At 72.3% G+C, this 12,870-nt stretch carries 11 protein-coding genes; 9 read left to right on the top strand and 2 right to left on the bottom strand.

What is annotated here, in order from left to right; all coding sequences use genetic code 11:
• The first annotated feature begins 21 nt into the window (after positions 1 to 21).
• The 5 genes from IE313_RS28815 to mutM all read left to right on the top strand — a co-directional run bounded on the left by IE313_RS28815 (position 22) and on the right by mutM (position 4,505).
• On the top strand, positions 22 to 1,212 hold the full coding sequence (locus IE313_RS28815) for a cell division initiation protein (protein ID WP_189937338.1): 1,191 nt from the start codon (positions 22 to 24) through the stop codon (positions 1,210 to 1,212).
• A 399-nt stretch (positions 1,213 to 1,611) separates the two neighbouring features.
• A complete protein-coding gene (locus tag IE313_RS28810; protein ID WP_373317084.1) occupies positions 1,612 to 2,289 on the top strand; it encodes a YceD family protein in 678 nt (225 codons plus the stop codon).
• A gap of 2 nt (positions 2,290 to 2,291) precedes the next feature.
• Positions 2,292 to 2,465 (top strand): 50S ribosomal protein L32, encoded by a 174-nt coding sequence (gene rpmF, locus IE313_RS28805; protein WP_189937336.1) that lies wholly within the window; start codon positions 2,292 to 2,294, stop codon positions 2,463 to 2,465.
• Between the two features lie 19 nt (positions 2,466 to 2,484).
• On the top strand, positions 2,485 to 3,294 hold the full coding sequence (gene rnc, locus IE313_RS28800) for a ribonuclease III (protein ID WP_189937334.1): 810 nt from the start codon (positions 2,485 to 2,487) through the stop codon (positions 3,292 to 3,294).
• Between the two features lie 281 nt (positions 3,295 to 3,575).
• Positions 3,576 to 4,505: a bifunctional DNA-formamidopyrimidine glycosylase/DNA-(apurinic or apyrimidinic site) lyase gene (gene mutM, locus IE313_RS28795; RefSeq protein ID WP_189937333.1), complete on the top strand. Its 930-nt coding sequence runs from the start codon at positions 3,576 to 3,578 to the stop codon at positions 4,503 to 4,505.
• A 158-nt stretch (positions 4,506 to 4,663) separates the two neighbouring features.
• On the opposite strand, the gene IE313_RS28790 is transcribed toward mutM, so the two are convergent.
• Positions 4,664 to 5,578: a CAP domain-containing protein gene (locus tag IE313_RS28790; RefSeq protein WP_189937332.1), complete on the bottom strand. Its 915-nt coding sequence runs from the start codon at positions 5,576 to 5,578 to the stop codon at positions 4,664 to 4,666.
• A 129-nt stretch (positions 5,579 to 5,707) separates the two neighbouring features.
• Between IE313_RS28790 and IE313_RS28785 the strand changes: the two genes are divergently transcribed.
• The 4 genes from IE313_RS28785 to IE313_RS28770 all read left to right on the top strand — a co-directional run bounded on the left by IE313_RS28785 (position 5,708) and on the right by IE313_RS28770 (position 12,173).
• Positions 5,708 to 5,989 (top strand): acylphosphatase, encoded by a 282-nt coding sequence (locus IE313_RS28785; protein ID WP_189937331.1) that lies wholly within the window; start codon positions 5,708 to 5,710, stop codon positions 5,987 to 5,989.
• Positions 5,990 to 6,374: 385 nt separating this feature from the next.
• Complete coding sequence (locus tag IE313_RS28780; RefSeq protein WP_189937330.1) at positions 6,375 to 6,584, top strand: hypothetical protein; 210 nt, start codon at positions 6,375 to 6,377, stop codon at positions 6,582 to 6,584.
• A 339-nt stretch (positions 6,585 to 6,923) separates the two neighbouring features.
• Positions 6,924 to 10,532, top strand: a complete 3,609-nt coding sequence (gene smc, locus IE313_RS28775) for a chromosome segregation protein SMC (protein WP_189937329.1) — start codon at positions 6,924 to 6,926, stop codon at positions 10,530 to 10,532.
• Between the two features lie 228 nt (positions 10,533 to 10,760).
• Positions 10,761 to 12,173 (top strand): sugar porter family MFS transporter, encoded by a 1,413-nt coding sequence (locus IE313_RS28770; protein WP_189937328.1) that lies wholly within the window; start codon positions 10,761 to 10,763, stop codon positions 12,171 to 12,173.
• 117 nt (positions 12,174 to 12,290) lie between these two features.
• On the opposite strand, the gene IE313_RS28765 is transcribed toward IE313_RS28770, so the two are convergent.
• Positions 12,291 to 12,569 carry a hypothetical protein gene (locus IE313_RS28765; protein WP_189937326.1) on the bottom strand — a complete coding sequence of 93 codons (279 nt, stop codon included), beginning with the start codon at positions 12,567 to 12,569 and terminating at the stop codon, positions 12,291 to 12,293.
• Between the last annotated feature and the right edge of the window lie 301 nt (positions 12,570 to 12,870).

Below are 12,870 nucleotides of genomic sequence, written 5' to 3'. Positions count from 1 at the left end.
ACAGAGGATGGCGAGCACACGGTGGACGTGCAGAAGAAGCTCGATGACATCGTCGCGGCGGTCGGCAGCGCCCGGTCCATGCCCATGTCGGCCTCGTGCGTGATCAACCGCGCCGAGCTGCTGTCCCTGCTCGAAGAGGTCAGGCAGGCCCTGCCGGGATCCCTCGCGCAGGCACAGGAGCTGATCGGCGACCGCGAGCAGATGGTCCAGCAGGCCCGCCAGGAGGCGGAGCGGATCATCGAGACGGCGCACGCCGAGCGCGGTTCCCTGCTCTCCGACACCGAGGTCGCCCGCCGTTCGCAGGCCGAGGCGGACCGTATCCTCGCCGAGGCGCGCCAGGAGGCCGAGGAGATCAGGGCCGAGGCCGACGACTACGTCGACTCGAAACTCGCCAACTTCGAGGTCGTGCTCACCAAGACCCTCGGCTCCGTCGGCCGCGGCCGCGAGAAGCTGCTCGGCACCGGCCCGGGGCTCGACGAGGACGGCTACGAGGACCCCGACTACGCCGAGGCCCCCGAACGCAGCCAGGACCCGGCCACCCTGCGCGAACGGGCCGACACCTACGTGGACGTCAAGCTCGGCGCCTTCGAGGCGGTGCTCGCCAAGACCCTGGAGGCGGTCGGCCGCGGCCGCCAGAAGCTGCACGGCAGGGTCGCCACCGACGACCTGGCCGACCTGGACACCGACGGCCACAGCAACCGTCACACCAGCGACGCGGACTACCTGGCGGACCTCGCCGGCCGGCCCGCGGCCGCGGAGCCCGACCAGCAGGCCGCCCCCCGTCCTCCGGAGCAGCCCCGCATCCCCCACCAGGCCACGGCCGCCCCGCTCGCCGGCCAGCAGGCCGCGCAGCCGGCGGACCCCCGGACCGCCGCCCCGTACCAGGCCCAGGACGCCGACCAGGCGGCGTACGCCCAGGATCCGTACGCCTACCCCCAGCAGGACGGCTACCCCCAGCAGGGCGCCTACCAGCAGCAGGACGCCTACGCCTACCAGCAGCAGGGCTACACCCAGCAGGACCCCTACGGCTACGGCCAGGACGCGTACGGGTACCAGCAGCCGGAGACGTACGCCCAGCAGCCCGGCACCGGCACCTACGACCCGCACCAGGGCGATGCCGCCGCGCTGGACGAGACCAGCCTCTTCGACACCAGCATGATCAGCACGGAGCAGCTTAGGCAGTACGAGCAGTCGCGCGGGTACGAGCAGTAGCGGCCACCGGACCGCGGCGGGCCCCGGCCCGGGCGCCGGGGAGCGCTGTGCGGCCGGGCCCGTGCGGCGGGTGCTGTGCGGCCGGTACGGGGGGCCGGGCCCGTGCGGCGGGTGGTTGGTCGGGGCGGGGCCTTCGCCGGCTGCGCGCCGCCGCGCGTGCCGTGGTGTGCCGCCGTGCGGCGTGCGGTGCGGCCCCCGGGCGGCGTCCGGATGGGGCCGCCCGCAACCGGTTTGGGCCCAGTGCGAGGGGTCCAGTATCCTGGCTCTTCGGTCGCGCCTACGCTCGCGGTCCGGGCTGCCCGCTCGCTGAGTCGCACTCACCGGGTCCGCTGCCCTGATCCCACGGCGGCGCGGCCACCTCCTCACCTGACTGACCAGCGGCGACCGTGCACAGCGGTCGTGAAGCACCGAAGAACGAAAGCAGGAAGAACCCTGAACGCCCGCCTCGACCACCGCAACCCTCTTGTGTTCGACACACACGAGCTGGGGCGGCGGCCCGGTGCCATGCAGCGCCTGTCGCGCACCGTCGAGGCACCCGGCGGCGACGGGATCTTCGGCATCGCCGGAGTCATCGGCGTGCCCGAGGGCGCCGAGGTGCGGCTGGACCTCCGACTCGAATCGGTCATGGAGGGCGTGCTCGTGACGGGCACCGCCCACGCCACGGCCGAGGGGGAGTGCGTAAGGTGTCTGGAGCCGCTCGATCTCACGCTCGACGCGGACTTCCAGGAGATGTTCTCGTATCCCGACGTCGACGACCGGGGGCGCCCGAGCGCGCGCCAGGACGACACCGCCGACGAAGAGGGCGAAGAGGACAGGCTCTTTGTCGAGGACGGTCTGTTCGACCTCGAACCAGTGCTGCGTGATGCGGTGGTGCTCGCACTGCCGATGCAGCCGGTGTGCCGGGAGGACTGCCCGGGTCTGTGCTCCGAGTGCGGAGTGCGCCTGGCGGACGACCCGGACCACCACCACGACGCCGTCGACATCCGTTGGGCGGCACTGCAGGGACTCGCCGAGACCGTTCAGGACGGCGAGAAGGACGTGCCCCGCCGCGGCGGGGATGACTCACAGGAGAAGTAGCCGTGGCCGTTCCGAAGCGGAAGATGTCGCGCAGCAACACGCGCCACCGCCGGTCGCAGTGGAAGGCTGCGGTCCCCACCCTGGTGGCGTGCGAGCGCTGCCACGAGCCCAAGCTGCAGCACAACGCCTGCCCCGCTTGCGGCACCTACAACAAGCGCCAGGTCCTAGAGGTCTGAGCGGCTGGTGAGGGGCACGATGCCAGACGCCAGGAAGAACAGGCCCCGCACCGCCGGGGATGGTCCGACGGCCTCGTCCCACACGCTCCTGGAAGGGCGGCTCGGGTACCAACTGGAGTCCGCCCTTCTGGTGCGTGCGCTGACCCACCGCTCCTACGCATACGAGAACGGCGGTCTGCCGACCAACGAGCGGCTGGAGTTCCTGGGGGACTCGGTGCTCGGCCTCGTGGTCACGGACACGCTGTACCGCATCCACCCCGACCTGCCCGAGGGCCAGCTCGCCAAGCTGCGGGCCGCGGTGGTGAACTCGCGTGCGCTGGCGCAGGTGGGCCGGGGGCTCGACCTGGGCGCCTTCATCCGGCTCGGCCGGGGCGAGGAGGGGACAGGCGGGCGGGACAAGGCGTCGATCCTCGCCGACACCCTCGAAGCGGTGATCGGCGCGGTCTACCTCGACCAGGGACTCGATGCCGCCGGGGAGCTGGTGCACCGGCTGTTCGACCCGTTGATCGAGAAGTCCTCGAACCTGGGCGCGGGCCTGGACTGGAAGACCAGCCTCCAGGAGCTGACCGCGACCGAGGGACTCGGCGTGCCCGAGTACCTGGTCACGGAGACCGGCCCGGACCACGAGAAGACCTTCACTGCTGCCGCCCGCGTCGGAGGCGTCTCGTACGGCACCGGCACCGGCCGCAGCAAGAAGGAAGCGGAGCAGCAGGCGGCCGAGACCGCCTGGCGCGCCATCCGCGAGGCGGCGGACGCCGGCGTGGCGTCGGGGGCCCCGGTGCCCGACGCGACCTCCGACGCACCCCCCGCGGACCCGACGCCGGCCTGATCCACTCGCCGGCCGACCCGCTCGGCACCCGGCAGCGACGCGGGCACCGCAGGGCGGGTCGCGACAACCGCGACGGCACGGCCTGGCCGCCCCCGGTCCCGAGGGACTGCGGGGGAGCGGCCGGGCCACCGGCCGGTGAAGGCACCGGCCGGGCGGGGCGCGCGTAAGTTCCCCGCGCTCCCCGCCGTGCTGCGGCACATCGCTGGTCCGTACGGGCAGGCGGTCCCCGCTCCGCACCGGGCGGAGGAGAACCCGGCCCGCTACGGGCGGAGGAGGAGAAGATGCCCGAACTCCCCGAGGTGGAAGTGGTCCGCCGTGGTCTGGCCCGGTGGACGGCGCACCGCACCATCGCCGCCGCGGAGGTCCTGCACCCCCGGGCCGTCCGCCGCCACACCCCGGGCGCCGAGGACTTCGCGCACCGCCTGGTGGGCCACCGCATCGGCACCCCCAGCCGCCGCGGCAAGTACCTCTGGCTGCCGCTCGCGGACACCCCCTTCGCGGTCCTCGCCCACCTCGGCATGAGCGGCCAGCTCCTCGTCAAGCCGCACGAGGCCCCGGACGAGAAGCACCTGCGCATCCGGATCCGCTTCACGGACACCATGACCCCGGTCGACGCGCCCGGCTTCCCGGAGGCGGCCGGTACCGAGCTCCGCTTCGTCGACCAGCGCACCTTCGGCGGACTCTCGCTGCACGAGACGACCCCGGACGGCCTGCCCGACGTCATCGCGCACATCGCCCGTGACCCGCTGGACCCGCTGTTCGACGACGACGCGTTCCACGCCGCGCTGCGCAGGCGCCGGAGCACCATCAAACGAGCGCTGCTCGACCAGTCGCTGATCAGCGGGGTCGGCAACATCTACGCGGACGAGGCCCTGTGGCGCGCCAGAGTCCACTACGACCGGCCGACCGCGACCTTCACCCGGCCCCGCACCGCCGACCTGCTCACGCATGTGCGCGAGGTCATGAACGCCGCGCTCGCCGTGGGCGGCACCAGCTTCGACAGCCTCTACGTCCATGTGAACGGCGAGTCCGGTTACTTCGACCGCTCGCTCGACGCCTACGGACGTGAGTCCGAGCCGTGCCGCCGCTGCGCCACCCCGCTGCGCCGCCGGCCCTGGATGAACCGCTCCAGCTACTTCTGCCCGCGCTGCCAGCGCCCGCCGCGCACCGCTGCGCCCCGCCCTGAGGTTTCCCGCCCGGCGCTGCCCTGACGGCCACGCGCCCCGCGCCGCCCGGGGCCGCACCGGCGTCCTGCGGCCGCCCGGCAGCGGCCCGCGGCCTCCGGGCCCCGGGCCGGCTCATGCCGGGCCGGCTCACCGGTACGTGCGCGGAAGCCGGGGTTCAGAGGCCGAAGTTCAGAAGCCGAAGTTCAGAAGCCGAAGTCCTGGGTCCACCACGGTCCGCCGGACCCGAAGTGGACGCCGACGCCGATGGTCCGGTAGTCGCAGTTGAGGATGTTGGCGCGGTGGCCGGCGCTGTGCATCCAGGCGTCCATCACCGCCGCCGCGTCCGTCTGGCCGCGGGCTATGTTCTCGCCGCCCAGATTGGTGATGCCGGCCGCGGCGGCCCGGTCCCAGGGGCTGCGGCCCTGCGGGTCGGTGTGGTCGAAGAAGCCCTCTGCCGCCATCCTGGCGCTGAAGTCGCCCGCGAGGCCGGCCAGCGACGCGTCCGCCTTCAGCGGCTGGCAGCCCGCCTTGGCGCGTTCCTGGTTGACGAGGCCGAGCACCTGGGCCTCGGCCGCTGACTCGGTCGACGCCCTGGCCGTGGTGGTGGCGGGCGCGGGATCGGTGTGGGGCGTGTCCGTGGACGCGGGGGTGCCCGGAGTGTGTGTGGCGGGGGGCCGCGTGGCCCTGTCGGCCGGGGTGCCGGGCCGGGTCCCGTGCGCGGACCCGGGCGCGGCCTTCGACGCGGAGGGCGAGGGTCTGGCCGCGGGCGCCGTGCTGTGGCCCGTGCTCCGCCCCGGACGGGCCGTGCCGGTCCCGTCGGGGCTGCCGCTGATGCCGCCCTGCGTCCGCGGACTGCTCGGGATGCCCGCGGAGCGCACCTGGTCGGAGCCGTCGTCGCCGCCGACGGAGTACGAACCGCCGCCCGGCAGGACCCCGGTCGCCACCGCCACGGCTCCCATGGCGACGGCCGCCGACACGCCCAGCAGTCCCGTCCGCACGGCGGCGGAGCCACCCTTGCGGTAGCGGTGCGTGCCGCCGGATGAACGCTCGGCGACCGGGTCGGCTGCCGCCCGGTCCGTGGCGGCGCGTCCGGCAGTGGCGCGTCGATGACGTCCCATGTCCTCGGCCTCCAAGATCCCAGTGGCGAAATTTCACCCGAACGAGTGAGGCGCCGTGGATCGGGACGCTACCCCATGCCAACCGGGCCCGATGTGCCCGCGGACGGATCGGGCGGTTAGCGTGCAGTCATGGACGACGAGGCACGGCTCACCGCCTGGGTGCGCGGTCATGTACAGGGAGTGGGTTTCCGCTGGTACACGCGGGCCAAGGCGAAGGAGATCGGCGGGCTGAGTGGTTTTGCTCTCAATCTGGCCGACGGACGGGTCCAGGTCGTCGCCGAGGGCCCCAGGGAGCGGTGCGAACGGCTGCTGGAGTGGCTGAGCGGCGGCGACACGCCCGGCAGGGCCGACGGAGTCACTGAGATCTGGGACACGCCGCGCGGCGGCTACGCAGGGTTCGAGGTCCGCTGACGCACGCCGGCGCGCCATGGAACCGGCCACCGCAGGAGCGCGCCATGGAGATCGCAGAGAACAAAAAGGGCCTGGTCGGTGCCGAGAAAGGGCTTGCGGGCGGCGGCCGGGCAGGCCAGGATGATCTCCACGCCCCCGGGCCCCGAAGCAGGAGACGCGCCGTGTTCACGACCGCCGCGCAGCGCCGGGCGGCCCGTCCACCGGGGCTTGATCGTGTTGACCGTCAAACTTTTTGGTGAGACTCTGGAAGCCCCGCGCACCTTAGCTGTTTGGCGTCGAGATCGGCAGTACCAATCAGAAGAAGCCGGACAATGCGGGTGCGAAAATCCCTCAATCATGACCCATACCGCTACGGTCGGTCACTCATTGTGGAGGACCATCCATCATGGCAAAGGCGCTTCTCGGTTACGTCGGCGGCTCCGACCCTCGACTCCTCGCCGAGATGCGACGGCTCCAGCAGCGCGTCCAGGACCTGGAATCCGAGCTCGTACGCATCCAGGCGGAGAACGACGCACTTGCGGCTGCCGCTTCGCACGACGGCGACTCGCTCCTGGAGAGCATCGACGTATCCCAGGCGGAGCCCGCGCTCACCTGAACCACGCTCTGCTTCGCTCACTCCTGGTCGGGCTGCATGTGAGCCGCGGTCCGAACTGCAAGGGACGCCTCGGCGTCCCTTCTTTCTTGTCTCCTCTTTCGAGTCTTCCGGGCCTTTCGAGTCCCTCGGGGCCTTCGGGTGTTCCGCCCGCCCGCTGCCCTGATCGGCCCGTGCGCGGTCGCCCACGGTGGTCCGCACCGCCCGGGGGCTCCGTGCCGCCCGCCGGTGCCCGAGTCCGTCTGTTCCCCATCCTTCACCGTCTGATGTGCCCTGCACGTTCCTGGGTGAAACCGCGAGTTCACCCGGTGTGCCCGATGTCGGAAGGTAGAGTGCGGCGGCGTGCACCTCAAGGCTCTGACCCTGCGTGGCTTCAAATCGTTCGCGTCGGCGACGACGCTGCGGTTCGAACCGGGCATCACCTGCGTCGTCGGACCCAACGGGTCCGGCAAGTCCAACGTCGTGGACGCGCTGTCCTGGGTGATGGGCGAGCAGGGCGCCAAATCACTGCGCGGCGGCAAGATGGAGGACGTCATCTTCGCCGGCACCACCGGGCGCCCACCGCTCGGCCGCGCCGAGGTCTCCCTGACCATCGACAACACGGACGGTGCGCTGCCCATCGAGTACGCCGAGGTCACCATCACGCGGATCATGTTCCGCAACGGCGGCAGCGAGTACCAGATCAACGGCGACACCTGCCGTCTGCTCGACATCCAGGACCTGCTCTCCGACTCCGGCATCGGCCGGGAGATGCACGTCATCGTCGGACAGGGCCAGCTCGACTCGGTGCTGCACGCCGACCCGATGGGACGCCGGGCGTTCATCGAAGAGGCCGCGGGCGTGCTCAAGCACCGCAAGCGCAAGGAGAAGGCGCTCAGGAAGCTGGACGCGATGCAGGCCAACCTGGCCCGCGTCCAGGACCTCACCGACGAACTGCGCCGCCAGCTCAAGCCGCTGGGCCGCCAGGCCGCCGTGGCCCGCCGCGCCGCCGTCATCCAGGCCGACCTGCGCGACGCCCGGCTGCGCCTGCTCGCCGACGACCTCGTGCAGTTGCGGACCGCGCTGCAGACGGAGATCGCCGACGAGGCCGCGCTCAAGCAGCGCAAGGAGGCCACCGAGGCCGAGCTGAGGGCGGCGCTCGGCGCGGAGGCCGCCCTGGAGGACGAGGTGCGCCGCCTCACCCCCCGTCTCCAGCGCGCCCAGCAGACCTGGTACGAGCTGTCGCAGCTCGCCGAGCGGGTGCGCGGCACCATCTCGCTGGCCGACGCCCGGGTGAAGAGCGCCACCTCCCAGCAGCCCGAGGAGCGGCGCGGCCGGGACCCCGAGGACCTGGAGCGCGAGGCCGCCCGGATCCGGGAGCAGGAGGCCGAGCTGGAGGCCGCGCTGGAGGCGGCCGAGCGCGCCCTGGAGGACACGGTCACACACCGCGCCGACCTGGAGCGCGAACTGGCCATGGAGGACCGCCGCCTCAAGGACGCGGCCCGTGCCATCGCCGACCGCAGAGAAGGACTGGCGCGGCTCACCGCACAGGCGAGTGCCGCCCGGTCCCGCGCCGCCGCCGCCCAGGCCGAGATCGACCGGCTCGCGGCGGCCCGCGACGAGGCGCACGAGCGTGCCGTCGGCGCCCAGGAGGAGTACGAGCAGTTGAAGACGGAGGTCGACGGCCTCGACGCGGGAGACGAGGAACTGGCCTCGGGGCACGAGGCGGCCAAGAGGGCGCTCGCCGAGGCGGAGAGCGCCGTGAGCGCCGCCCGGGAGGCCGCCACCTCCGCCGAGCGCAAACGCGCCGCCGTGGCCGCCCGCCGTGAGGCCCTCGCCCTCGGACTGCGCCGCAAGGACGGCAGCGGCGCGCTGCTGGCCGCCCAGGACCGGCTGACCGGCCTGCTCGGGCCGGCAGCGCAACTGCTCTCGGTGACCCCGGGCCACGAGGTCCAGATCGCCGCCGCCTTCGGCGCGGCCGCGGACGCCATCGCGGTCACCACACCGGCGTCCGCCGCGGAGGCCATCCGCCTGCTGCGCAAACAGGACGCGGGCCGCGCCGCCCTGCTGCTCGCCGGTGAGCAGTCCGCCCGGCCGCCGGAGCCGGGAGCCGCCGGCTCCCCCGCCCCGCAAGCCCCCCGCGACCACCCGCCCGTGACCGCGGGCGATCCGCCGCGGGCCGCCGACCTGGTGCGCGGCCCCGCGGAGCTGATGCCCGCCGTGCGGCGCCTGCTGCACGGGATCGTGGTCGTGAGCACCCTGGAGGACGCCGAGGACCTCGTCTACGCCCGCCCCGAGCTGACCGCCGTCACCGCCGAAGGGGATCTGCTCGGCGCTCACTTCGCGCTCGGCGGCTCCGCGGGTGCCCCCAGCCTCCTGGAGGTGCAGGCGGCCGTGGACGAGGCCGCGGCGGAGCTGGAGGAGCTGGGGGAGCGGTGCGAGGAGCTGACGGAGGCACAGCAGGCGGCCACCGACCGGCGCAGGCAGTGTGCCGCCCGCGTGGAGGAGCTGGCCGAGCGCCGGCGCACCGTGGACCGGGAGAAGTCGTCCGTGGCCCAGCAGCTTGGCCGCCTCGCCGGCCAGGCCAGGGGCGCCGCCGGCGAGGCGGAGCGTGCCGCGGCGGCGGCCGCCCGGGCCCAGGACGCCCTGGACCGGGCCGCCCTGGAGGCGGAGGAACTGGCCGAACGGCTCGCCGTCGCCGAGGAGGGCGCCGGGAGCGACGAGGAGCCCGACACCTCGCTGCGCGACCGGCTCTCCGCCGACGGGGCCAACGCCCGCCAGACCGAGATGGAGGCCCGGCTCCAGGTCCGTACCCACGAGGAGCGCGTCAAGGGACTGGCCGGGCGCGCCGACTCGCTCGACCGCGCGGCCCGCGCCGAACGCGAGGCACGTGCGCGTGCCGAGCAGCGGCGGGCCCGGTTGCGCCACGAGGCCCTGGTCGCCGACGCGGTGGCCCGAGGCACCCGGCAACTGCTGGCCCACGTCGAGGTCTCGGTGGTGCGCGCGGACGCGGAGCGCACCGTCGCCGAGCAGGCCAAGGCGGCCCGTGAGCAGGAACTGGCGGCGGCCCGTGCGCGCGGCCGCGACCTCAAGGCCGAACTCGACAAGCTGACGGATTCAGTTCACCGCGGTGAGGTACTCGGTGCCGAGAAGCGGCTGCGGATCGAGCAGCTCGAGACGAGGGCACTGGAGGAACTGGGCGTGGAACCCGCAGGTCTGATCGCCGAGTACGGACCGGACCAGCTTGTGCCGCCGTCGCCGCCCGCGGAGGGCGAGGAGCTGCCCGAGGACCCCGAGCACCCGCGCAACAGACCCGAGCCGTTCGTGCGGGCTCGGCAGGAGAAGCGGCTGAAGGCCGCCGAGCGCGCCTACCAGCAGTTGGGCAAGGTCAACCCGCTGGCGCTGGAGGAGTTCGCCGCGTTGGAGGAGAGGCACAAGTTCCTCTCGGAGCAACTGGAGGACCTGAAGAAGACCCGGGCCGACCTGCTCCAGGTGGTCAAGGAGGTCGACGAGCGCGTCGAGCAGGTCTTCACCGAGGCGTACCGGGACACCGCCCGCCAGTTCGAGGGCGTCTTCTCGCGCCTGTTCCCCGGTGGCGAGGGCCGGCTGATCCTCACGGACCCCGACAACATGCTGACCACCGGTGTGGAGGTCGAGGCGAGACCTCCCGGCAAGAAGGTCAAGCGGCTGTCCCTGCTGTCCGGTGGCGAGCGGTCACTGACCGCCGTCGCGCTGCTGGTGTCCATCTTCAAGGCACGCCCCAGCCCGTTCTACGTGATGGACGAGGTCGAGGCCGCGCTGGACGACACCAACCTCCAGCGTCTGATCCGGATCATGCAGGAGCTCCAGGAGGCCTCGCAGCTCATCGTGATCACCCACCAGAAGCGCACGATGGAGGTCGCCGACGCCCTCTACGGCGTCTCGATGCAGGGGGACGGCGTCTCCAAGGTGATCAGCCAGCGGCTGCGCTGAGCTGACTCCCCGTGCGACATCAGCTCAGCCATGTGTTCATGTCTTGAACCCAACGAACCGTTGGTGGCGGGGAAACTCACACTCTGCCCCTATTGACTTAGAACCTTGAATGAATAGTCTCGGCAACGTTGTTTGTACGTTCAGGTGGTGGGTGGTGTGCCGGTGTGCACCACTGAACAGGGCTCGCCCCCGCCCCGGCAGTGTTGCCGACGGCCCGAGGAGTACGCAGTGACCAGCACAGCGGCAAGCCCATCCGCCAGGGAAGCGCACCCCGAGCACCTCGGACACGTCATCTTCATCGCGGCGGCGGCCGCGATGGGCGGCTTCCTCTTCGGGTACGACAGCTCCGTCATCAACGGCGCCGTCGAGGCCATCCGCTCCCGCTACGACATCGGCTCGGCCGCCCTGGCCCAGGTCATCGCCATCGCGCTGATCGGCTGCGCGATCGGTGCCGCGACCGCGGGCCGGATCGCCGACCGCATCGGCCGCATCCGGTGCATGCAGATCGCCGCGGTGCTGTTCACCGTCAGCGCCGTCGGATCCGCGCTGCCCTTCGCGCTCTGGGACCTCGCCTTCTGGCGGATCATCGGAGGCTTCGCCATCGGCATGGCCTCCGTCATCGGCCCCGCCTACATCGCCGAGGTCGCCCCACCCGCCTACCGGGGCCGCCTGGCCGCCTTCCAGCAGGCCGCGATCGTCGTCGGCATCGCCCTCTCCCAGCTCGTCAACTGGGGCCTGCTGAACGCGGCGCACGGCAACCAGCGCGGCACCCTGCTCGGTGTCGAGGCATGGCAGGTCATGCTGGGCGTGATGGTCGTCCCCTCCGTCCTCTACGGGCTGCTGTCCTTCGCCATCCCCGAGTCGCCCCGCTACCTGATCAGTGCGGGCAAGGAGGCCAGGGCCCGCGAGGTGCTGGCCGAGGTCGAGGGGCGCCACGTCGACCTCGACGCACGGCTCACCGAGATCGAGCACGCCATGCGCCGCGAGCACAGGTCCACCTTCCGCGACCTGCTCGGCGGCCGGATGTACTTCAAGCCGATCGTCTGGATCGGCATCGGGCTCTCCGCCTTCCAGCAGCTCGTCGGCATCAACGTGGCGTTCTACTACTCGGCCACGCTCTGGCAGTCGGTGGGCGTGGACCCGACGGAGTCGTTCCTCTACTCCTTCACCACGTCGATCATCAACATCATCGGCACGGTGATTGCGATGATCTTCGTCGACCGGATCGGCCGCAGGCCGCTGGCGCTGATCGGCTCCACCGGCATGGCCATCGGCCTGGCCGTGCTGGCCTGGGCCTTCTCGTACCACCTGGTCGACGGGAAGCTGCCGGCCACCCAGGGCTGGGTGGCCCTCATCGCGGCCCATGTCTTCGTGCTGTTCTTCGCGCTCTCCTGGGGCGTGGTCGTCTGGGTCCTGCTCGGCGAGATCTTCCCGAACAGGATCCGCGCGGCCGCGCTCGGTGTGGCCGCCTCCGCCCAGTGGATCGCGAACTGGGCGATCACCGCGAGCTTCCCCTCGCTGTCCGAGTGGAACCTCTCCGCCACGTACGTCATCTACACGGCCTTCGCCGTGCTTTCGATCCCCTTCGTCGTCAGGTTCGTGAAGGAGACCAAGGGCAAGGCGTTGGAGGAGATGGGCTGACCGTCCCCGCCGCCCGTCTCCTCGAACCACCCGCCGCCCCTGCCCGGCCAGAGTCCGGGCCGGGGCGGCGGTGCGTCCGGGGCGGCCCGTCTCCCCGAGGACGGCGGGACCCCTCTCCTAGGAGGCGCCCTGCGCGGGTGCTCCGGGTGCGGGTGCTCCTGGTGCCGGTGCCCCGGCTTCCCCGGGTGCGGCGGTCTCCGTCGTTTCCGGTGTGCCGGTGACGCTCCAGCGGCCCACCTCCCGGTACGCCGAGTCGTGGACGGCCGCGCCCGAGCCGGGGCGCAGCTCGAAGTGGTGGAGGTTGCCGCCCCAGTAGCGCAGGATGCGGCCCAGCTCCCGCGCCGGGTCCGTGCCGGTCGGCGAATCGTCGACGTCGACTTCGAGAAGGAACCTCACTCCTCGTATCTCCTTCACTCGCTCTTCACTCGCTGCGGTCTCTGCTGCGGGCACCGGTGTCCGTGCTCTCCATCGTTCCATTGCATCGCCCTGTGAGACTTCTCCGGCGATCACGCAGGTCGTGCGGGCGATATGTGAGGAAAGTCGCAAACCGAGGTCAGGTGCGGTGCGGTGCGATGTGGTGGTGGCAGTGCCGGTGCAGGTAGCCACGGCCGCGGTGACGGCCGTGGCCGTGGCCGGGGCGGGCCTGCTCCGGGCGGGGCCGCCGGTGCCGTGACCGGTTCGCGGGGCGCCGTGCCGG

This window comes from Streptomyces sulfonofaciens (assembly GCF_014656295.1).
Lineage (GTDB): Bacteria > Actinomycetota > Actinomycetes > Streptomycetales > Streptomycetaceae > Streptomyces > Streptomyces sulfonofaciens.
Note: the sequence above shows the minus strand (reverse complement) of the source record. Positions and strands in the feature narration are given on the sequence as shown.

What these genes read in the sequence shown, in the direction of transcription:
- rnc (WP_189937334.1), top strand. Translation starts at nt 2,485, where the DNA reads ATGCCAGACGCCAGGAAGAACAGGCCCCGCACCGCCGGGGATGGTCCG.
- mutM (WP_189937333.1), top strand. Translation starts at nt 3,576, where the DNA reads ATGCCCGAACTCCCCGAGGTGGAAGTGGTCCGCCGTGGTCTGGCCCGG.
- IE313_RS28790 (WP_189937332.1), bottom strand. Translation starts at nt 5,578, where the DNA reads ATGGGACGTCATCGACGCGCCACTGCCGGACGCGCCGCCACGGACCGG.
- IE313_RS28785 (WP_189937331.1), top strand. Translation starts at nt 5,708, where the DNA reads ATGGACGACGAGGCACGGCTCACCGCCTGGGTGCGCGGTCATGTACAG.
- IE313_RS28780 (WP_189937330.1), top strand. Translation starts at nt 6,375, where the DNA reads ATGGCAAAGGCGCTTCTCGGTTACGTCGGCGGCTCCGACCCTCGACTC.